Below are 21,216 nucleotides of genomic sequence, written 5' to 3' on the forward strand. Positions count from 1 at the left end.
ACCTGTCAAGTTGAGCTTAAGGCATAGGCAGTTTGGCTGATGGACTGGGTTAAGAGGCCTTCCGCCGGCGGGCTGCGATATTAGCAACCAGGTCGGTGATATGGCCGATGGACGATGTGGCGAGGGGCAGACGCTCACTCTTGCCTTTGGACTTGTCCAGCCTCGGCTGAGGCGAGACAGCACTCGAGAATCCGAGTTTCGCCGCTTCCTTCAGCCGCGCCTGCTCCTGAGCCACCGGCCGAATGGCGCCGGAGAGGCCCATCTCGCCGAAATAGACTGTATCGGGCGGCAGGGGATTGCCTGAGAGGGAAGAGACCAGGGCTGCGGCTGCCGCAAGATCCGCTGCAGGCTCCGTGATGCGCAGGCCGCCGGCGACGTTGAGATAGACATCGTGCATGCCGAGCTTCAGGCCGCCATGGGCCTCCAGCACGGCCAGCACCATGGACAGACGGCTCTGATCCCAGCCGACCACGGCGCGGCGCGGCGTGCCGAGGGACGATGGGGCAACGAGAGCCTGAATCTCGACGAGAAGCGGGCGCGTGCCTTCCATGCCGGCGAACACCGCCGTTCCCGCCGTCGCCATGTCCCGGCCGGCGAGAAACAGCTCGGAGGGATTGGGGACCTCGCGCAGGCCTTGATCGGACATCTCGAAGACGCCGATTTCGTCGGTGGGGCCGAAGCGGTTTTTCACCGCGCGCATAATGCGGAAATGATGGCCGGTATCGCCTTCGAAGGAGACCACGGCATCGACCATGTGCTCGACGACGCGGGGGCCGGCGATCTGGCCATCCTTGGTCACGTGTCCCACGAGGATGACGGCCGTGCCGGTGGTTTTGGCGAAGCGGATGAGCGCCTGGGCCGAGCCGCGCACCTGGGTGACGGTGCCGGGGGCGGATTCCACCGTCTCGGTCCACATGGTCTGAATCGAGTCGATGATCGCGAGTGCCGGGGGACGGCCCTGGCTCAAGGTCGCGATGATATCCTCGACATTGGTTTCGGAGGCGAGCTCGACGGGCGCTTGGCCGAGGCCGAGCCGCTCGGCGCGTAGGCGCACCTGGGCCACCGCCTCCTCGCCCGAGATATAGGCGACGCGTTCACCGCGCATGGCCAGCGCAGCGGAGGCCTGCATCAGGAGGGTGGATTTGCCGATGCCGGGATCGCCGCCGAGCAGGATGATCGAGCCATGCACAAAGCCGCCGCCGGTGACCCGGTCGAGTTCGGCGATGCCGGAGGGCGTGCGCGGGGCTTCCTTGGTCTCGCCCTGAAGGCCCTCAAGCGGAAAGATGCGGCCTTTGGCCCGAGAGGGGCGGGTGGCCACGGGGCCGGCCATGGGGCTTGCGGAGCCTGCTTCCTCGACGATGGTGTTCCAGCCGCCGCAGGCCTCGCACTTGCCTTTCCAGCGGTTATAGACCGCGCCGCATTCCTGGCACACGAAGGCGGGGTGACGCTGCTTGGCCATCAGCCTTCTCCTCCGCGATAGATACGAGCGTAGCGCGCGCCGAGATTGGTCAAGATCTCGTAGCCGATGGTGCCGGCGCGGTGGCCGACCTCGTCGATGGTGAGTTGGCCGCCGATCAGCGTGACCGTGTCGCTGCGCTTCACTTGCGTCTCCGGCACATCCGTCACGTCGATGGTGATCAGGTCCATGGAGACGTTGCCGGCGAAGGGGCAGGATTGGCCGGCGACGATTGCCATGCCGGCCAGCAATTCTTCGCCGCTCTTGCCTCGTGCGCTTGATGAGCGCGGATAACCGTCCGCATAGCCCACGGAGAGCGTCGCGATGCGGCGCTTGTCGAGCGCGAGCCAGCGGCCGTTATAGCCCACGGTGTGCTCCGCCTCGATCCAGCGCAGCTGCACGATGCGGGCCTCTAAGCCGACGACTGGACGCATCGGGTTGTCGGTACTCGGCGTCGGGTTGCCGCCGTAGAGGGCATAGCCGGGTCGCACTAGATCGTAGCCAGGCTTGTCGCGCAGGAAAATGCCCGAGGAGTTGGGCAGCGAAGCCGGAATGCCAGGCAGCGACGCACGGATGGCCTCGAAGGCCTCGATCTGCTGAGCGTTCAGCGGGTTGTCGCTCTCCTCGGCACTCACGAAATGGCTCATGAGAAGGGCCGTCTCGAAGTCCTTCAGCTCCGCGCGATCCTTGAGCGTCAGTCCCTGCGGCACCGTGAGCCCGAGGCGGTTCATGCCGGTATCGACATGGATCGCGGCCTTGAGCTTCTCCGATTGCGCTCGGCAGAAGCCGGCCCACTCCTCGATCTCCTCGGAGGAGCCGAGAACCGGGCGCAAGTCGAATTCCGCATAGGTCGGGCAGGTGCCGGAGAAGAGTCCGTTCAGCACATAGATCGTTGCATCAGGAGCTACAACGCGGGCACGGATCGCCTCACTCAGATGCGCCACGAAAAAGGTGCGGCAGCCGGCTGCGCTGAGAGCGGGGACGGCCTTTTCGATGCCGATGCCATAGGCATTCGCTTTGACGACAGACGCCGTCTCCGCGCCGCCCGCATGATCGCGCAGGCTGCGCCAGTTGGAAGCAAGAGCGTCGAGGTCGATATGGAGGATGCCGCCGGCGGCGTTTTCAGGAATGCTGCCGTTGTTGCTGGTCTGAGAGGTATGCTTGGTCAATCGCCAATCCGTTCGGGAAGTTTGTCTTCATCCGCAAGGTCGGTGAAGCGGGTGATGTCGGCCTGGAAGGCCAGCTGCACGGTGCCGGTCGGTCCGTGACGCTGCTTGCCGATGATGACCTCGGCCTTGCCGTGGACCTGATCCATTTCCGACTGCCACTTGAAGTATTCTTCGGTGCCGGGTTTCGGCTCCTTGTTCTTCAGATAGTACTCGTCGCGATAAACGAACATGACCACGTCGGCGTCCTGCTCGATCGAGCCCGATTCACGAAGATCGGAGAGCTGCGGCCGCTTATCGTCGCGGGATTCCACCTGGCGGGAGAGCTGGGACAGGGCGACCAGTGGTACCGACAATTCCTTGGCCAGCGCCTTGAGGCCGGTGGTGATCTCGGTCAGTTCCTGCACCCGGTTCTCGCCCTTCTTGGACGAGCCGGAGAGGAGCTGCAGGTAGTCGACGATGAGGATATCGAGGCCGCGTTGGCGCTTGAGACGGCGCGCGCGAGCCGCGAGCTGGGCGATGGAGATGCCGCCGGTCTGGTCGATGTAGAACGGGATCGACTGCATCTCGCGGGCGGCTTCGGTGATCTTGTAGAAATCGTCTTCGCGCATGTCGCCGCGGCGGATCTTATAGGAGGGCACGCCCGACTGTTCGGCGATGATACGGGTAGCGAGCTGCTCGGCCGACATTTCAAGCGAGAAAAAGCCCACGATGCCGCCATTGACCGTTTTCAGGTTGCCGTCTTGCTGCTTCTCGGCCCGGTAGGCCTTGGCGATGTTGAACGCGATATTCGTCACCAGCGAGGTCTTACCCATCGCAGGACGTCCGGCGAGAATAACAAGGTCGGAGGGCTGCAGGCCGCCGAGGGCCTTATCGAGGTCCTTCAGGCCCGTGGAGATGCCCGACAGGGCTCCCTCGCGCTTATAGGCCGCCGCCGCCATGTCGATGGCAGCCGTGAGCGCATCGGAGAAGCGTTGAAAGCCACCGTCGTAACGGCCGGTTTCGGCAATCGCGTAGAGGCGTCGCTCCGCCTCCTCGATCTGTTCGCGAGGCGAGGAATCCACAGGCGCGTCAAACGCGACGTTCACCATGTCCTCGCCGATATTGATCAGGTTCCGGCGGATCGCGAGGTCGTAGATGGCGCGACCGTAATCCTCCGCGTTGATGACGGTGGTCGCCTCGGCGGCCAGACGCGCGAGATATTGCGAGACCGTGATGCCACCGAGATCCTGGTCCCCTAAGAAGGTCTTCATGGTGATCGGGGTCGCGACTTTGCCGGCCTTAATCAGGCTCGTAGCCACCTCGTAGATGCGCCGGTGCAGGTCCTCGATGAAATGAACGGCTTCGAGGAAGTCGGAGACGCGGTAGTAGGCGTCGTTGTTGACCAAGATCGCGCCCAGCAGGGCCTGTTCGGCCTCGATGTTGCTGGGGGGCGTCCGAAACTGCGGCTCGGCAGTCTCGAGACGGGCGATTAGGGCATTGGCGGTGGCCATCCGGCGCTCCGGGAAACAGGAGAAGGGTTAGAGTCTCTTAGACCGCAATTGGTGTCCTAAAGGTTGCCGTTCGGACACGAAGTCCGACTCCGTTCGAACTGTCCTCGCTGTCCTCGATTCTCACACCGTCCATCTTTTCGCATGCGTCTTGGCTTGACTCTCCCACAAGCCCGAAACCCAAAGAAAAAACGCTCTCCATCGAATCGACAGAGAGCGTCATTTTAGAACAAAGCAAGAACTAGGGCAACCGCTCCAGCTTAGAGCTCATCGTCGCCGCCAGCTTCGGCGAGGGCCGCGCCGACCTCGAGGCCGAGGTCGTCGAGGTTGGTCTCCTCGCGGGTCGTGACAGCCTCGCCGCGCGCCTGACGCTCGGCTTCCTCGGGGCTGCGGGCGACGTTGATGGTCACTTTGACCTCGACCTCTGGGTGGAGGGCGACCGGCACGCTGTGCAAGCCGATGTTCTTGATCGGCTGGTTGATGGCAATCTGGTTACGGTCAACCGTGAAGCCGTTCTGGGTCATGATCTCGGCGAGGTCGCGGGTGGAAACCGAACCGTAGAGCACGCCGGTCTCGCCAGACTGGCGCAGGATGATGAAGCTCTGGCCATTCAGCTTCTCGCCGACGGTCTCTGCTTCCTTGCGGCGCTCAAGGTTGCGGGCCTCGAGCTGGGCGCGCTGGGCGTCGAAGTGCTTCTTGTTGGCCTCGGTGGCGCGCAGAGCCTTGCCGCGCGGCAGGAGGAAGTTTCGGGCATAGCCGGAACGGACCTTCACGGTCTCGCCCATCTGGCCGAGCTTTGCGACGCGCTCGAGAAGAATAACGTCCATGGTTGTCTCCTTTAGGTTCGTGATCAGGTTGAAAGGGTAGGCGGTGGGGTCGGTCGCGTGCCGAAGCGGCGGCGCAGGCCGAAGGTGGAATCGGCAATGCCGAAGAGAGCCAGGGCAACCATCAGGATACCCTGGGTGACGAAGATCAGGACATAGAGGGCGCTCAGGAGGAACGAGCGGCCCGAACGACCTCGTGTGCGGTCGTGGATGGCAGCCAGGCCCTGCAGGGCAAAGGCCATCAGGAAGGCGCCCGACAGAGCCATGCCCAGCGCGCCGGCGAAGCCGCCGAAATTCGCCAGGATGAGTCCTCCGATCAGGATCAGCCCGGCGGAGCGCGGCATCATCAGTTCCGGCACCGATGGCCAGGGCCGCGGCAGGCGCTTAGACGCCAGGACAATCCGGGCGGCGGCCCAGAGATAAAGGGCCAGCACGGTGACGAAGCCTTGGGCCGAGAGGAACGACGTCAGACGCGTGAAAATGGCGATCAGCTGCTCGCGGGTGTCGGCATCGAGCCCCTCGGGTCCGGTTGCGAACTGGGCGTTGACGAAGGCTTCGGCCACCTCGCGGGTGTTCTGCTCGAAGGCGCCGTAATCGCCGCCTGTCGAAATCACGCCGGCGGCGATGATGGTCAGCGCAGCCGTCGCTGCGGCCCAGGCCAGAAGCCGTCCGACCGGATACCACTCCATGGTGCCGTCAGGTCCGGGGCGGCCGAGCAGGGACAGATAGGCCAGCCACCACGCGGGCAGGGCGGTGATGAGTGCAAAGCCGAGGCCGCTCAGCGGCGACAGGATCAGCCCGATGGCCAGGCCGCCGACGAGGGCGGCCACGAGGCCGGAGCGGTGGTCCCAGCCGAGGGACACGATCAGGACGGGAATGGGGGCAAGCAGATACAGCATGGCCGCCAGCGGGGTCGCCTTGACGATCACCGCGGTCAGGAGGGCCGATACGAGCCCAGCGCCTATGCCTGTTGCTACAAAATTCATCGTCTCGCTGTCCCGCTGCTCATTGGCAGGGTTAGAGGCATCCGCCTCAACTGACCCGGCGGGATTTCACCGCTGGGCGATTATCGTCAGGATGCGGGCCGCGCGTGGCGGCCCGCAAGGTCTTGCTTAGCGGATCACGTAGGGCAGCAGGCCCAGGAAGCGGGCGCGCTTGATCGCCTGGGCGAGCTCGCGCTGCTTCTTAGCCGACACGGCCGTGATGCGGGACGGAACGATCTTGCCGCGCTCGGAGATGTAGCGGGACAGGAGCTTCGTGTCCTTGTAGTCGATCTTCGGAGCGTTCGGTCCCGAGAACGGGCAGGTCTTGCGACGACGGAAGAAGGGGCGACGACCACCGCCAGCGGCCCCACCAGTAGCACCAAATGCCATGATTAAGCCTCCTCGCCTTCGTTGCCAGCGAACCCGACACCGTCGGTGTCGCGCTCACGGCGCTCGCGGTCCTTGCGCTCGTCGCGGTCACGCTTCTGCATCATCACGGACGGCTCGGTCTCGAGCTCTTCGACCTTGATGGTCATGAAGCGAAGGATGTCTTCGTTGATGCGCATCTGACGCTCCATCTCGGCCACGGCCGGAGCCGGAGCGTTGAGGTTGAACATCGTGAAATGCGCCTTGCGGTTCTTCTTGATGCGGTAGGCGAGGGACTTCACGCCCCACATTTCGGTCTTGTCGACGCTGCCGCCGTTCTGCTCGATGACGCCCTTGTACTGGTCGACCATAGCCTCGACCTGCTGCGGGGTGACATCCTGGCGAGCCATGAAGATATGCTCATAGAGAGGCATAATGGGCCTTTCTCAGGGTTTGAGGACAAGCCTTGCACTGTTTTGACGAGTGTCTCGGCCGTTTCGCGCATCCGATCGGCGCCAAGCCCTTCGAGCCTGCAAGGCCCGAGCGATTGTCGAAGGCGGAGACACGGGACGACGGGTTCGTTAAAACCCTGCATGGCCAAGCCATACCGTCCGTTCAGCCCCCGGCCGGAGCGAACGCGAAGCGGGGGCTATAGGCGATTTGGGCTGGGAAGGCAAGCGCGCAGGAGTCTGCAATTTCCCACGTCATCACCGGCCTTGTGCCGGTGATCCCGGTCCAAGAAGCGCTGAGCCTCACATCATCGGGATGGCCAGGATGAGCCCGGCCATGACGTGGCGGGTGCCTTCTCCGGCGGTCGCTGGTTGGGAGGGGGACCCATGGCGCTGAGCGTGTGAGTGGATTCCTTCCCCCTCCGCTGACGCTTCGACCGGGAATGACGGTGCGCGACGATTTGCCGTTGATAGGGCTCTTCGGCCGCAACACAACTCTGGTCAGCGGCTTACACTAGGCTAAAACACCCTTATGAACGCTCCTCCTTTGCGCCTCGGCGTCAACATCGACCACGTCGCCACCGTGCGGAACGCCCGCGGCGGTACCCATCCGGATCCGATCCGGGCTGCCCATCTGGCGGTTCTGGCGGGGGCCGATGGGATCACAGCCCATCTGCGCGAGGACCGGCGGCATATCCGGGATCAGGACATGGAGCGGCTCAAGCGCCAGCTCTTCGTGCCGCTCAACTTCGAGATGGCGGCGACCTCGGAGATGGTGGGCCTCGCCACCAGGCTTCATCCCCACGCGGCCTGCCTCGTGCCCGAGAAGCGCGAGGAACGCACCACCGAAGGGGGGCTCGACATCATCGGCGCCCATGCCCATCTGCGTCCGGCGATCAAGGAACTGAAAGGCGAGGGTATCCGCGTGTCCCTCTTTGTCGAACCGGAGATTGAGGTCATGGACGCCGCCTGCGACCTGCAGGCGCCTGTGGTTGAACTCCATACCGGCACCTATTGCGAAGCCGTTGTCGAAGGTGACGAGGCGAGGGTTGCCCATGAGTTGGAGCGCCTGCGCCGGGCGGCCGTGCACGGGGCGAAGATCGGCCTCGAGATTCATGCAGGCCACGGGCTCGATCTCAGCTCGGTCCGGTCTGTCGCGGCTATCCCGCAGATCGTGGAGCTCAATATCGGCCATTCCCTCATCGGCGAGGCCATCTTCGTGGGTCTTGAAGAGGCCGTGCGGGCCATGCGCGCTGCCATGGACATGGGCCGGGCGCAGGTGCGGGCATGATTCTCGGCATCGGATCCGACCTCTGCGACATTCGCCGTATCGAGAAGTCCATCGAGCGCTTTGGTGACCGCTTCACCCACCGCATCTACACGGAGGGTGAGCGGGCCAGGAGCGACCGGCGTGCCGCCCGAGCTCCCTCCTACGCCCGCCGCTTCGCGGCCAAGGAGGCCTGCGCCAAGGCCTTGGGGACGGGCCTCAGTCATGGCGTTTTCTGGCGCGACATGGAGGTGGTCAACCTTCCCGGTGGACGCCCGACCATGCGCCTCACGGGAGGTGCCCAGGAGCGCCTGCAGGCCATGACGCCTGCAGGGCATAAGGCCGTCGTCCATGTGTCCCTGACGGACGATCCGCCCATGGCACAGGCCTTCGTGATCATCGAGGCGCTGCCGGCGTGAGGCGGGGCTGCGTTGCGGCAGGGCGCGGCTTAGGCTAGAGCATGGCGCGGCAAAGCGGCCTTCCCGGTCGCAATCCGATGCCGAAACGACGATATCGAGAGAGGCTTGCACCCGGGGCTGAGTGCAAACCCCTCTCGACTGTCACAGCAGAGGCAGGCGGCAGAAGCTGCCCTGTCCAAAGAGCATAGGTCGAGTGACGTGAGCGAAAAAACCGGCAAATACGTAGGTAGCACCGTGAAGAACGAAGAAGGCGGCCTCTGGGAAACGATCAAGGTCATCATCCAGGCCCTTCTGATCGCCGTGGTCGTGCGCACCGTGCTGTTCCAGCCTTTCAACATCCCGTCGGGCTCTCTTATCCCGACCCTGCTGATCGGCGACTACCTGTTCGTCTCGAAATATTCCTACGGCTATTCCAAGCACTCGATTCCGTTCAGCCCGGGCCTCTTCTCCGGACGCATCTTCGGCTCAGAGCCGAAGCGCGGTGAGATCGCGGTGTTCAAGCTGCCGAAGGACAATTCGACGGATTACATCAAGCGCGTGATCGGGCTTCCCGGCGACAAGATCCAGGTGATCAGCGGCGTGCTGCACATCAACGGCCAGCCGGTCCAGCGCGAGCGTGTCGAGGATTACAAGACCACCGACCTCTATGGTCGCACCGTCAGCGTTCCCCAGTTCCGGGAGACCCTGCCCGGCGGCGTGTCCCACTTCGTGATCGAGCGCGACAACGATCGCGGCTACTGGGACAACACCAACGTCTACACGGTGCAGCCCGGCCACTTCTTCATGATGGGCGACAACCGGGACAACTCCACCGATTCCCGCGACGAGGCGAGCGTCGGCCAGGTGCCGTTCGAGAATCTCGTGGGCCGCGCCGAGATCATCTTCTTCTCGATTGACGAGAGCGCGTCTCTCTGGCGGCCCTGGGAATGGCCGCAGAAGATCCGCTGGAACCGTCTCTTCGAGGGGATCCGCTGACCCGTGGCACGCCGCAAGCCGAACCTCGATGAGCTTCTGAACAAGCTCGGCTACCGCTTTGAGATACCTCAGCTCCTGGATGAAGCGCTGACCCATGTCAGTGCCCCCAAGGCGGACGGACAAAGCTATCAGAGACTGGAATTCCTTGGGGATCGGGTGCTCGGTCTCGCCATCGCAGACCTGCTCTTCCGCACATTTCCGGGTGCGCCCGAGGGCGAATTGTCCCGGCGTCTGGCGGAACTGGTGCGGCGCGAGAGCTGCGCCGAGATCGCGATCTCGTGGGACGTCGGGCCTTATCTCAAGCTCGGCGCCGGCGAGGCCCATGCGGGCGAGCGCCGCAACCAGACGATCCTGGCGGATGTGTGCGAGGCGATCATCGGAGCCGTGTTCATGGATGGCGGCTACGAGGCCGCCAGCAGCGTGGTCGAGCGCGCGTTCCAGCCGCTCCTCGAGGCGCCCCGCCGTCCGTTGCGCGATCCCAAGAGCGCCCTGCAGGAATGGGCGCAAGGGAGAGGCTTGCCGCCGCCGACCTACTCGATCGTGGAGCAGACCGGGCCGGACCATGCACCTAGGTTCCGGGTGGTGGTGAAGGTCAAGGGCGCCGAGAATGAGTTCGGTCAGGGAACATCGAAGCGGATCGCGGAACAGGCGGCGGCGCGGAGCCTTCTCTTGAGAGAGGGCGTCTGGACGGAGGAAGAGCATGGAACAGCCTGAGCAAACCACCACAAAGGCCGGTTTCGTTGCTCTCATCGGGGCCCCGAATGCCGGCAAGTCGACGCTGCTGAACTCGCTCGTCGGCTCCAAGGTGTCCATCGTATCGCGCAAGGTGCAGACCACAAGGGCGCTGGTGCGCGGCATCGCCATCGAGGGCGAGGCGCAGATCGTGTTCGTCGACACACCCGGCATCTTCAAGCCGAAGCGCCGTCTCGACCGAGCCATGGTCACCTCGGCCTGGGGCGGAGCAGGAGACGCGGACGTGATCGCCCTCCTGCTCGACGTGCGCAAGGGCATCGACGAAGAGGCCGAGGCGATCCTCGCCAAGCTGTCCGAACTGAAACGTCAAAAGGTCCTGATCCTCAACAAGATCGATCTGATCGAGCGTTCGAGACTTCTTGAGATGGCCGCCAAGCTCAACGAGCAGGTGCCGTTCGCCCACACCTTCATGATCTCGGCCCTCAAGGGCGACGGCATCGAGACCATGAAGCGCCAGCTCGCGCAGATGATGCCGGAAGGGCCATGGCTCTATCCGGAAGACCAGATTTCAGACGCGCCCCTGCGCATGCTGGCAGCCGAGATCACCCGCGAGAAGATCTACGAGCGCCTGCACGAGGAACTGCCCTACGAGTCGACCGTCGAGACCGATCAGTGGCAGGTGCGCCCCGACGGGTCGGTGCGTATCGAGCAGACCGTGTTCGTGGAGCGCGACAGTCAGCGCAAGATCGTGCTCGGCAAGGGCGGCCAGACCATCAAGGCCATCGGCCAGGCAGCCCGCCGGGAGATTGCCGAGATCGCCGAGACGCCCGTGCACCTGTTCCTCTTCGTGAAGGTGCGCGAGAACTGGAGCGACGATCCCGAGCGCTACCGCGAGATGGGCCTGGAGTTCCCGCGGGGAGGCTAGGCGCGGTACGCCGTCCGCAAGCCGCCCCAGTGGCGGCCGAGCACGCGGATCGGCGCGTCCACCTCCTGCATCATCACGATCTTCCCGCCGCCCATGTCGCGGGCATAGGCCTGCACGATGAAGGGCCGCGTGGACCGTGCCGCCGTAATGCCGGCACGGTCGTCGAAGATCCTCTTGTTGCGGGCATTTCCGGCGTTCCACACCGGATCGCCAGCCCGCTGGGCTTGAGAGTAGATCCGGTTGTGAACCGGGATATAGCCATTGCGGTCGATGGCGAGGCAGAAGGCCATCGTCGAGTCCGTGGCCAGCACTGTCTCAATGACGGTGGGCAAGAGCTTCTCGAAGACAGGTAGATAGGCCGTGCCGTACTGAACCGGGTCAGTGCCTGAGATGGGCCGATAATCGGTGTCGAAGACATCGTCCCGCGAGACCCGGCCGTCCGCAACGGCCTGCTCGATCAATGTCTCCACCTGACGGGCGGTTTCCTGCGCCAGCAGGATGCGCGGCCGGTAGCTTGCCTCCACCTGCGCCACGAAGCTGTCGATGCGGATGCGGGCTTCATCGTTGAGCCTGTCGAAGCAGCAATGGATGCCCATAGGGCTGAGCGCGACGATCGTGGCGGTGACACGGCCGAGGTGCTGGACGTCGATCTCCACCGGCAGGCCGGGTCTTGCATCAAGGCTCGCAACCACGGCCATGAGAAGCCCACCGGCGCTGACGTCGATCAGCCGCGAGGAGGCGCTCCGCTGAGAGATCCACAAAGTCGCCGCGCGTTCGACCGGAAACCGGTCCGCCCGGCGCCTGTCGCCGATCTCGCTTTGGCGGATGACGGTGACGAAACGCTGTCCGAGGGCCTTTGCCAGCCCGTCCGCCTTCCGGGTGGCCTGATCGGCCTCATGGGCCCTGGCGCTCGCGCTGAGGGAGATGGAGTCCACGTCACCCGCACGCTCGCTCACCTTAGCGACGCTGGCGGAGGTCACGCCGGCAAGGCGTGACGCCTCGCTGATGGCGGAATTCTGCTCCCCGACGGCCCCGCGCACCGTGTCGAAGACGGGGCGGACGCCCTGGACCGCCTCCACTACTTCCGTCACGGCGCCGGTCGAGGCCTGGGCCGTCTCGCGCAGGCGGTCGATCCGAAGGCGGATGTCGTCGGCGGCTTTGCCGGTCTGGGTGGACAGCACCTTCACCTCGCTCGCCACCACGGCGAAGCCCTTCCCGGCCTCGCCGGCGCGCGCCGCCTCGATGGTGGCGTTCAGCGCCAGCAGGTTCGTCTGGCGCGCCACTGCCGAGATCGTATCCACGATGCCGACGATTTCCGCCGTAGCAGTGGACAATTGGATGATCAGGTCGCTGGCCTTCTGGGCGGCCTGGATCGCACTGTCGATCCGTGCGCTCGCATGCTCCATCGAGCGGCCGATCTCAGCCGATGTAACGGCGAGCTCCTCGGTCGACGATGCCAGCGCAAGGCTCTCGGCCGATGCGGCTTTGCCCGATGAGGCCAGCTCGCCGGCATGGCTACGGATCTCGGCCAGATCCTTCTCCACGGCGGCCACGTCGGATGCCGCGACAGCGATGGCCCGTGTGACGCCCTCGATGGCTTTCAGAACATCCGCCTCAAGCGAGTCCACCACCTCGGTGTCGAGGCGGCTTTCGCGGGAGGCCGGGGGCGTTTCCTCCGATGGGACCTGAACCGCCTCGTTCAGGGCATCTGCTTCCGGAGAGCGCCGCAGAATACCAAACATTGCCGGGCTTCCATTCTCTTCGTGCTTAACCAAGCGTCACCCGGAAACCTTAACGAAGCGACAACGATCATAAAAACCTTTGATTTACATGGATTCATGCACGTTCAGGACGCAACCAGATGACCCTCAGGGCTTTATCCTGGGAGGTGAGGGAAAGCCGGTTCGACCCCGGACTCAGCCTTCCTGACGTTGCGTTCCAGCGGTATCAGCGTCGACGTCCTGGAGAGGCCATGAACAGCCCTTCTGATCACACGGCGCAAAGACGTCTTGCAGCCGTGCTTGCCGCGGACGTGGTAGGCTATTCCGATCTCATGTTCAGGGACGAGGAAGGGACGCTCAGCCGCCTCAGAGACCTTCGGCGCCAGGTCATCGAACCTCGGATTAAGTCCCATCATGGGCGGCTGGTGAAGACGATCGGGGATGGATTCCTGATCGAGTTTGCAAGCCCTGTGGATGCGGTGCGCTGTGCTGTCGAACTTCAAGAAGCGGTTGCCAGTCCTCAAGGCAAGGCTGATGCCAAGCCCCTTCAACTCCGCGTCGGCATCAATCTCGGCGACATCATGGTCGAGGACGATGGCGACATTTTTGGCGATGGCGTGAACGTTGCCGCCAGATTGCAGAAGATGGCGCTGCCGGGCGGCATCTGCCTTTCGGGAAAAGTCTACGAGGAGGTGAAGGGCAAGCTTTCCTATGCGTTCGAGGATCGCGGAGAGCAGCGTTTCAAGAACATCGGGCAGCCGATCAGGGTCTTCTGCCTCTTGGAAGGAATGGACACGATGCAACGCTCGCCAGAGCGCCGGCCCTCCGGTTCTCATCCGGAAGGACCCTCCATCGCCGTTCTGCCTTTCGTCAATATCAGTAAGGAACCAGAGCAAGAATATTTCGCCGACGGCATCGTCGAAGACATCATCGCAGCCCTGTCGCGCTTCAAGTCGTTCTTCGTCATCGCGCGGAACTCGACCTTTGCGTATAAGGGCCGCTCCATCAGCGTCGAGCAGATCGGCCGGGAACTCGGCGTCCGCTATGTGCTGGAGGGCAGCGTCAGGCGCTCGGGTCCGAGGATTCGGATCACGGCGCAGCTGGTCGATGCGAGCACCGGAATGCATCTCTGGGCCGAGCATTACGACGGCGTCGTCGAGGATGTATTCGACCTTCAGGATCAGATCACGGCCAGTGTCGTGGGGTCGATCCAGCCATCGATCCGAACGGCCGAGATCGAGCGGGCCAGGCGCAAGCGACCTGAAAATCTCGATGCCTACGACCTCGTGATGCGTGCGCTCCCCTATGTCTGGGCCCTGGAATACGAGGCAAACAAGGAGGCGGCCCGGCTCCTGGACAAGGCGCTTCTCCTAGACCCGGGTTATACGCTCGCCATGGCCCTGGCCGCTTGGTGCCGGGGTCAGCGGGTCGTCTACAACTGGTCGAAGAACCTTCAGGAGGACAAGCGCGAGACCCTCCGCCAGGCGCAAGCCGCAGCGGCCTTGGCCTACGAAGATCCCTTCATCCTCACGGTGCTCGGTGCCGCCCTGACGATCACGCGGGAATTCCAGCGCGCCACATCGATGCTTGAGCGTGCGCTGTCGCTGGATCCGAACTCGGCCTGGGCCTGGAACCGCAGCGGGTGGCTGCACAACTATCAGGACGACCCGGAGGTCGCGATCGAGCATTTCGAACGGTCCCTCCGCCTGAGCCCGTTCGATCCGATGGCGTTCAATTGCGAGATTGGCATCGGCTGCGCCCACTTCATCGCGCGGCGCTACGATCTTGCTGCGCAATGGCAGGAAAAGGCGCTTACGAGCAAGCCCAGGACCGCCTGGATCCATCGCACCCTCGCGCCCGCCTATGCCCTCGCGGGAGACTTAGATAAGGCTCGGGAAAGCGTCGACGAGTTGGTGAAAAGCTATCCCGGAATCCGGCTCGCTGACATTGTCCAGGCGTTGGCCTTCAGCATGGAGGCAATGAGCCGGTTTGCGGAGGGGCTGCGGCAGGCAGGCCTGCCCGAGTGAGAATGTTGAAACGAAAACCGGGAGAGTGGGGACCCTCCCGGTATTTCGGTGTTATTGCTGCTGGTTCTGGCCCTGCAGCAGCGGGGTGATCCGGCGCAGGGTCACGCGACGGTTCTGCTGCTCGGGGGCCTCTGTCGTCACCTTCAGATACTGCTCGCCGTAGCCCTGGGTGGTCAGGTTCTCGGCCGGGATCTGGAAGCGCTGCGTGAGGATCGTGGCGATGGTTTCCGCACGCCGATCGGAGAGAGTTAGGTTGTCCTCATCCGCCCCGACCGCATCGGTGTGGCCCTCGACGAGGAAGATCTCGTTCGGGTTGCGGGAGATCGCCTCACGCAGGCCCTCGGCAATCACTCGCAACTGGTCGATCTGATCCGGGGGCAACTCCCAGGATCCGAACTCGAAGGTGATCGTGTCGAGGTCGACCCGTGGCATGCGCTGGCGCAGCGGCTGGCTGCGGCGGATCTCGTCGAGGGTATAAGCCCGCTCGACCCTCTCCACCGGCGGTGCCGTAAAGGCCTCGACGATGTCGGCCCGCGAGGCGCGCTCCGTCTCGACGATGTAGCGCTCGCGCGGGATACGCACGTTCGGGGGCGGCAGGCGGACGACCTCCTCCTCCATATAGCCGTAGCCGGGGCGGCGCTCGATACCGCTGCGGCGATTCTCGATTAGCACGACCTCACGTCCTGCGGGCTCGCGCCGCACGCGGCGGATCAGGTTTCCGTCCTCATCGCGCACGGTCAGGATCTCGGAGCCGTCAGGGCGGCGCACGATCGTGACCTCCTCGTTGCCGCCGCGCCGCTCCACGCGGATATCGGCGTCTCGATAGGTCCGGCGGAAGCGTTCGGTCTCATCGCTGCGGATGATCACCTCATTGCCTTGGCGAACGATCGTGCGGTTGCCCGGCTCCTCGATGATCACCCGGCCGCCCTCACGACGTTCCCGCCGCTCGCGGCGCAGATCCTCGATGCGGACGCGGGACGCATCGAGCGGCTGGGTCGTGGCGGGAGCCGCCTGCTGAGGTGCCGTTTGGGCCGGTGCCGTGGGCTGGGCTCGCGTTTCGGGAGCAGGAGCCGCGGGAGCTGTCGGAGCGGGCTGGGTCCGCGTTGCCGGAGCCGTTGGCGCGGACGCCGGAGCAGGTGTCGGAACAGCGGGTGCCGCAGGGGCGGCCGTTGGTGCCGAAGGTGCGGGAGCCGTCGGGGCTGTGGTCGTAGTGGGTGCGTCCTGGCTAGGACGCTGGTCACGGGCGCGCTGGCGGTCCGGTCGCTCCGTATCACCTGGCCGGGCCGGTCGCTCCGCATCGGTTGGTCGGGGCGCACCTGCGGCAGGCCGCTGTTGGGCTGGAGCCGGAGGTGTGGCGGGCTGAGCCGCCGGAGCGGGCGTGCTCGGCGGTGTTCCGGCGGCAGGTGCCGGCGGTCGCGGACGCTCACGCTCCTGGGCAGCCGGGCGAGCTGGTCGTTCGGGTGTCTCGGCGGAAGGCCGGGGGCGTTCTGACGGCGTCTGCTCTGCAGGGCGCGCAGGGGTAGCCGGTACTGTGCCAGAGGGCGGCGTCGGCCGCTCGGCGGGTTGTGCCGCGCCGCGGCGCGGGGGCGGGGAATCCTCGGAATCGGTTGCGCGAGAGCCGCGCGGCCCATCGGGCCCACCACGTTCCGCCGGGCCTGCGCCTCGCGGCCCTCGCGGGCCTGCATCTTCGGAGGCGCCGGGGCCGCCGGCATCCTGGCCGCCCTGCCTGCGCTCCTGGCCTTGGCCGCCACGACGGGGTCCGTCGCCGTCCTGCTGGCCCTGCCGCCTCGGGCGTGCGCCGGGTGGGAGTTCTTCCTGGGCGCTCGGTCCGGCCTGAGCGACGACAATGGGTGCTGTGGCTTCCGGCTGGAGCGCCGACACGTTCGCCGGCAGCAGCATCAGGGGAAGGGCGGTGCTCGCAAGAAACAGATTGGAGAGTTTCATGATCCTCAATTCATCACTAGACACACTAGGGTGTTCGACAATGTGAAGGGGGAGGTTTGGTTCCCCTCCGGGCGAATTCCGCTTCTGCAACAGAATATTAGAAGTTGCCGGATATGGTTGAAGACCATGGCTGAATGCCCCCTGAATGCTTACATAAGAGATCCGGCAGATATCTTTTCGAGGGCCACCGCGTCCGATGCATTGGACTGACGAAGGCGTCGTTCTCGGCGCCCGCAAGCACGGCGAGTCGAGCATCATTCTCGAGCTGATGACGCGCGAGCACGGCCGGCACATGGGACTGGTTCATGGTGGGCGCTCCAAGACCCTTCAGGCGGTTCTCCAACCCGGAAACACCGTGCAGGCGACTTGGCGTGCTCGGCTCGATGAGCATCTGGGCACCTATCAGGTGGAAGGACTGAACCTGCGCGCCGCACGGCTGATGGGGTCGTCGATGGCGCTCTACGGGCTGTCGACGCTCGCCCATCTTCTGCGCTACTTCCCGGAGCGCGACCCGCATTTCGCCCTCTTCGAGACGCTCACTGTTCTGGTCGATCACCTGGACGACCCCGATCTCGCTCCGGCTTTGTTCGTGCGCTTCGAGCTCGCCATGCTGACCGAGCTCGGTTTCGGCCTCGATCTCACCAGCTGCGCCGCTACCGGGACGGAGCGCGACCTGACCTACGTGTCGCCCCGGAGCGGGCGGGCCGTGTCGGCCGAGGCCGGTGAGCCTTACAAGGACCGGCTGCTTAAGCTGCCGGGCTTCCTGATCGGCCAGACCCGAGAGAATCGGCCCAGGGAAGAGGACATCCGGGCCGGATTTGCGCTCACCGACTTCTTCCTGCATCAGAACGTCTTCGGCCCTCAGGGGCAGCGGGCCCCGGACGAGCGGGCGCGTTTCGTCGCACTGGTCACGGCTGAGGACGAATGAGGTTTGTTTCTGTTATGTTCTCTTTTCAAATGGTAAGAAGCGATTCGCAGTTAAGGATTTCGAGTTATGGGTAAGCCGGTCAATCCGCCGTCAGGGGGCGAGATCGAGAACATCAATCTCAAGGACGCCCTGGAAGAGCGCTATCTCGCCTATGCGCTCTCGACCATCATGCACCGGGCGTTGCCGGATGCACGCGATGGGTTGAAGCCGGTCCACCGGCGCATACTGCACGCCATGCGGCTCCTGAGGCTCGATCCGAAGTCGGCGCCGAAGAAATGCGCCCGCATCGTCGGCGACGTGATGGGTCAGTTCCACCCGCACGGCGACCAGTCGATCTACGAGGCCCTGGTGCGCATGGCGCAGGACTTCGCCCAGCGCTATCCGCTGGCGGACGGGCAGGGCAATTTCGGCAACATCGACGGCGATGGCGCCGCCGCCATGCGCTACACCGAAGCGCGCATGACGGAAGTGGCGCGCCTGCTGCTCGAGGGTATCGACGAGGATTCAGTCGATTTCCGCGAGACCTACGATCAGGCCAACGAGGAGCCGGTGGTGCTGCCGGCTGCCTTCCCGAACCTGCTGGCCAACGGCTCGCAGGGCATCGCGGTCGGCATGGCGACCTCGATCCCGCCGCACAACGCCGCCGAACTCTGCGACGCGGCCCTGCACCTGATCGCGAAGCCGACCGCCACGTCCGAACAGCTGATGCAGTACGTGCCGGGACCGGACCTGCCCACCGGCGGCATCATCGTCGACACGCCGGCCGCCATGGCCGAGACCTACCGCACGGGCCGCGGCTCGTTCCGCGTGCGCGCCCGCTGGGCCAAGGAGGATCTCGGCCGCGGCAACTGGCAGATCGTCGTCACCGAAATCCCTTACTCCGTGCCGAAGTCGCGCCTGATCGAGAAGATCGCCGAGCTGCTGCAGGAAAAGAAGCTGCCGCTTCTGGCCGACGTGCGCGATGAATCGGCGGAAGACATCCGCGTCGTTCTCGAGCCCCGCGCCAAGACGGTCGATCCGATCATCCTGATGGAATCGCTGTTCAAGCTTACCGAGCTCGAGAGCCGGGTTCCGATGAACGTGAACGTGCTCGCCGGCGGCAAGGTGCCGAAGGTCCTGAGCCTCGCCGAATGCCTGCGCGAATGGCTCGACCATCGTCGCGAGGTGCTGATCCGCCGTTCGGGCTTCCGCTTGGCCGCCATCGACAGGCGTTTGGAAATCCTGGGCGGCCTCCTCATCGTATATCTAGACCTCGACCGGGTGATTAAAATCATCCGCGAGGAGGACGAGCCGAAGCAGGAGCTGATGCGCGTCTTCAAGCTCACTGAGGTGCAGGCCAACGCCATCCTCGATACGCGCCTGCGCTCCTTGCGCAAGCTCGAGGAGATGGAGCTCAAGCGCGAGCAGAAGAACCTGCAGGACGAGAAGGCCAAGATCGAGGAGCTGCTCGGCTCCGAGAAGGTGCAGTGGAAGACGATCTCGGCCGAGATCAAGGAGGTGCGCAAGACCTTTGGTCCCGATACCGCCCTGGGCAAGCGCCGCACCACCTTCGCCGAGGCGCCGGACACCTCCGACATCGACTTCGCGGAGGCCATGATCGAGCGCGAGCCGATCACGGTCATCGTGTCCGAGAAGGGCTGGATCCGCGCCATGAAGGGCCATCAGGCCGATCTCTCCGCCGTGCAGTTCAAGGGCGACGATGCCCTGAAGACGGCCTTCTTCGCCGAGACAACGTCCAAGATCGTGGTGGCGGCGGACAATGGCCGCTTCTTCACGCTGGAAGCCTCCAAGCTCCCCGGCGGCCGCGGCTTCGGCGATCCGATCCGTCTCATGGTCGATCTGGAGGAGGGCGCCGACTTCATTGCGGCCTTCCCATACCGTGCCGGCTCGAAACTGCTCGTCGCGGGCACCGACGGCCGCGGCTTCATCGTGCCGACGGACGAGATCACGGCGAACACCCGCAAGGGCAAGCAGATCCTCAACCTCGATGTGCCCGCCAAGATGGTGGTCTGCACCGAGGCTGAGGGCGACCACGTCGCGATCATCGGCGAGAACCGCAAGCTTCTGATCTTCCCGTCGAAGCAGGTGCCGGAGATGACCCGCGGCAAGGGCGTGCGCCTCCAGCGTTACAAGGACGGCGGCGTCTCCGACGCCAAGGTCTTCAAGCTGAAGGAAGGCCTGACCTGGAAGGACACCTCCGGCCGCACCTGGACGGTGGCCAAGGAGGACCTGCGCGACTGGATGGGCGACCGGACGGAAGCCGGCAGGTTGCCTCCGAAGGGCTTCCCGAAGTCGAACAAGTTCGGGGAGTGACGCGCTTCCCGCTTCCTGTCGAAACCCTCCCCATCAGCGGGAGGGTTTCTTTTTATCTGAATGAGGAATCAGCATGCGGGCCATCGCAGCAGGGGCTCTCTACTTTGCCGTCATCTTCGCACTCGGTTTCATCCTTGGCGCCGCCCGCGTCCTGATGATCGCTCCGCGCCTGGGAGAGACAGAGGCGGTGCTGGTTGAGCTGCCGATCATGTTGACGGCGTCGTGGATCGCATGCGGCTGGGTTCTGCGGCGGCTTCGCGTCGGGCTTAGCTTGGAAACGCGTCTCGCCATCGGCGGGGTCGCCTTTAGTCTTCTGATGCTCGCGGAACTCGGCGTCTCGGTGCTCGCCTTCGGCCGCACGCCGGCTGAGCATCTCGCCACCTACGGATCGGCCAGCGCGCTCGTTGGACTTGGCGCTCAGCTTATCTTCGCGGCCATGCCCCTCCTGCGGCGAACGAGATCCCAAGTCTGATGACCTCGCGCCTCAGCTCGAGTCACTCCACCCGCGCCCAACCGTTCGCCAGCAGCCGCTCCTGAGGCTTGAATCGGGCCTTGTAGCCCATCTTCTTCGAGCCCTCGACCCAGTAGCCGAGATAGAGATACGGCAGGCCCATCGCCCTGGCGCGGCGGATGTGGTCGAGGATCATGAAGGTGCCGAGGCTGCGGTGCTGCATCTCCGGAGCGTAGAACGAATAGACCATGGAGAGGCCGTCGCTCATCTCGTCGGTTAGGCAGACGGCGATCAGATCGCCCGAGCCCTTGCCGGTGATGCCGCTGTCGATGCCGCGCCGGCGATACTCGATGAGCTTGGTGTCCACATGGCTGTCCTCGATCATCATGGAATAATCGAGCACCGTCATGTCGGCCATGCCGCCATCCGCGTGGCGGTTGTCGACGTAGTGGCGGAACAGGGAATACTGCTCTGAGGTGGGACGGTTGGGCAGGGCGTTGCCGATGAGGTCGGCGTTGTCCTTCAGCACGCGCTTGAGATTGCCCGAGGGCTCGAACTCTTCCACGAGAACCCGCACCGACACGCAGGCCCGGCAGGTGTCGCAAGCGGGCCGGTAGGCGATGGTCTGCGACCGGCGGAAACCCCCTTGCGTGAGGATTTCATTCAGCTCCCGCCCGCGCCGTCCCACGATATGCGTGAAGACCTTCCGCTCCTCCTTGCCCGGCAGGTAAGGACATGCGGACGGGGAGGTGAGGTAGAACTGCGGGGCGTCGCGGGGTTGGCTCGTCAATCGGGAAAGCCTTGTGGAGAAACCTTGAG

19 protein-coding genes are annotated in these 21,216 nt (G+C 64.6%); 9 read left to right on the forward strand and 10 right to left on the reverse strand.

What is annotated here, in order from left to right; all coding sequences use genetic code 11:
- Positions 1 to 49 precede the first annotated feature (49 nt).
- The 7 genes from radA to rpsF all read right to left on the reverse strand — a co-directional run bounded on the left by radA (position 50) and on the right by rpsF (position 6,719).
- Positions 50 to 1,459: a DNA repair protein RadA gene (gene radA, locus I2H36_RS03650; RefSeq protein ID WP_196262482.1), complete on the reverse strand. Its 1,410-nt coding sequence runs from the start codon at positions 1,457 to 1,459 to the stop codon at positions 50 to 52.
- On the reverse strand, positions 1,459 to 2,625 hold the full coding sequence (gene alr, locus I2H36_RS03655; protein ID WP_196262483.1) for an alanine racemase: 1,167 nt from the start codon (positions 2,623 to 2,625) through the stop codon (positions 1,459 to 1,461). The genes radA and alr overlap by 1 nt, the downstream gene beginning before the upstream one ends.
- Positions 2,622 to 4,115, reverse strand: coding sequence for a replicative DNA helicase (locus I2H36_RS03660; protein WP_190848167.1), 1,494 nt, complete (start codon positions 4,113 to 4,115; stop codon positions 2,622 to 2,624). Before I2H36_RS03660 ends, alr begins: the two co-directional genes overlap by 4 nt.
- A gap of 257 nt (positions 4,116 to 4,372) precedes the next feature.
- Positions 4,373 to 4,939: a 50S ribosomal protein L9 gene (gene rplI, locus I2H36_RS03665; protein ID WP_196262484.1), complete on the reverse strand. Its 567-nt coding sequence runs from the start codon at positions 4,937 to 4,939 to the stop codon at positions 4,373 to 4,375.
- A 23-nt stretch (positions 4,940 to 4,962) separates the two neighbouring features.
- A complete protein-coding gene (locus tag I2H36_RS03670; protein ID WP_196262485.1) occupies positions 4,963 to 5,922 on the reverse strand; it encodes a DUF2232 domain-containing protein in 960 nt (319 codons plus the stop codon).
- A 126-nt stretch (positions 5,923 to 6,048) separates the two neighbouring features.
- Positions 6,049 to 6,309, reverse strand: a complete 261-nt coding sequence (gene rpsR / locus I2H36_RS03675) for a 30S ribosomal protein S18 (protein ID WP_036353512.1) — start codon at positions 6,307 to 6,309, stop codon at positions 6,049 to 6,051.
- Between the two features lie 2 nt (positions 6,310 to 6,311).
- Positions 6,312 to 6,719 carry a 30S ribosomal protein S6 gene (gene rpsF, locus I2H36_RS03680; protein WP_190848164.1) on the reverse strand — a complete coding sequence of 136 codons (408 nt, stop codon included), beginning with the start codon at positions 6,717 to 6,719 and terminating at the stop codon, positions 6,312 to 6,314.
- A 547-nt stretch (positions 6,720 to 7,266) separates the two neighbouring features.
- Here rpsF and I2H36_RS03685 point away from each other — a divergent pair.
- The 5 genes from I2H36_RS03685 (at position 7,267) to era (ending at position 11,013) form a co-directional block, all read left to right on the forward strand.
- The gene (locus I2H36_RS03685; protein ID WP_196262486.1) at positions 7,267 to 8,025 is read left to right on the forward strand and encodes a pyridoxine 5'-phosphate synthase; all 759 of its coding nucleotides are present in this window, start codon (positions 7,267 to 7,269) and stop codon (positions 8,023 to 8,025) included.
- A complete protein-coding gene (gene acpS / locus I2H36_RS03690; RefSeq protein ID WP_196262487.1) occupies positions 8,022 to 8,420 on the forward strand; it encodes a holo-ACP synthase in 399 nt (132 codons plus the stop codon). The genes I2H36_RS03685 and acpS overlap by 4 nt, the downstream gene beginning before the upstream one ends.
- A gap of 198 nt (positions 8,421 to 8,618) precedes the next feature.
- Positions 8,619 to 9,395, forward strand: coding sequence for a signal peptidase I (gene lepB / locus I2H36_RS03695; protein WP_425523266.1), 777 nt, complete (start codon positions 8,619 to 8,621; stop codon positions 9,393 to 9,395).
- Positions 9,396 to 9,398: 3 nt separating this feature from the next.
- Positions 9,399 to 10,109, forward strand: a complete 711-nt coding sequence (gene rnc / locus I2H36_RS03700; protein ID WP_196262488.1) for a ribonuclease III — start codon at positions 9,399 to 9,401, stop codon at positions 10,107 to 10,109.
- A complete protein-coding gene (gene era, locus I2H36_RS03705) occupies positions 10,096 to 11,013 on the forward strand; it encodes a GTPase Era (RefSeq protein WP_196262489.1) in 918 nt (305 codons plus the stop codon). The genes rnc and era overlap by 14 nt, the downstream gene beginning before the upstream one ends.
- On the opposite strand, the gene I2H36_RS03710 is transcribed toward era, so the two are convergent.
- Positions 11,010 to 12,755 (reverse strand): methyl-accepting chemotaxis protein, encoded by a 1,746-nt coding sequence (locus tag I2H36_RS03710; RefSeq protein ID WP_196262490.1) that lies wholly within the window; start codon positions 12,753 to 12,755, stop codon positions 11,010 to 11,012. The genes era and I2H36_RS03710 overlap by 4 nt on opposite strands.
- 230 nt (positions 12,756 to 12,985) lie before the next feature.
- On the opposite strand from I2H36_RS03710, the gene I2H36_RS03715 reads away from it, so the two are divergent.
- On the forward strand, positions 12,986 to 14,761 hold the full coding sequence (locus I2H36_RS03715) for an adenylate/guanylate cyclase domain-containing protein (protein ID WP_196262491.1): 1,776 nt from the start codon (positions 12,986 to 12,988) through the stop codon (positions 14,759 to 14,761).
- Positions 14,762 to 14,812: 51 nt separating this feature from the next.
- Here I2H36_RS03715 and I2H36_RS03720 read toward each other — a convergent pair whose 3' ends face one another.
- Positions 14,813 to 16,705, reverse strand: a complete 1,893-nt coding sequence (locus I2H36_RS03720; RefSeq protein ID WP_210330902.1) for an OmpA family protein — start codon at positions 16,703 to 16,705, stop codon at positions 14,813 to 14,815.
- 196 nt (positions 16,706 to 16,901) lie between these two features.
- Between I2H36_RS03720 and recO the strand changes: the two genes are divergently transcribed.
- The 3 genes from recO to I2H36_RS03735 all read left to right on the forward strand — a co-directional run bounded on the left by recO (position 16,902) and on the right by I2H36_RS03735 (position 20,418).
- Complete coding sequence (recO, locus tag I2H36_RS03725) at positions 16,902 to 17,633, forward strand: DNA repair protein RecO (protein WP_196262492.1); 732 nt, start codon at positions 16,902 to 16,904, stop codon at positions 17,631 to 17,633.
- 66 nt (positions 17,634 to 17,699) lie between these two features.
- Positions 17,700 to 19,946 (forward strand): DNA topoisomerase IV subunit A, encoded by a 2,247-nt coding sequence (parC, locus tag I2H36_RS03730; RefSeq protein ID WP_196262493.1) that lies wholly within the window; start codon positions 17,700 to 17,702, stop codon positions 19,944 to 19,946.
- 73 nt (positions 19,947 to 20,019) lie between these two features.
- Positions 20,020 to 20,418, forward strand: coding sequence for a hypothetical protein (locus I2H36_RS03735; protein WP_196262494.1), 399 nt, complete (start codon positions 20,020 to 20,022; stop codon positions 20,416 to 20,418).
- A 22-nt stretch (positions 20,419 to 20,440) separates the two neighbouring features.
- Here the strand turns inward: I2H36_RS03735 and I2H36_RS03740 are convergent, their stop codons facing one another.
- Entirely contained in the window at positions 20,441 to 21,187 is a 747-nt protein-coding gene (locus I2H36_RS03740; RefSeq protein WP_196262495.1) for an arginyltransferase, read from the reverse strand.
- Between the last annotated feature and the right edge of the window lie 29 nt (positions 21,188 to 21,216).

This window comes from Microvirga terrestris, assembly GCF_015694425.1.
Lineage (GTDB): Bacteria > Pseudomonadota > Alphaproteobacteria > Rhizobiales > Beijerinckiaceae > Microvirga > Microvirga terrestris.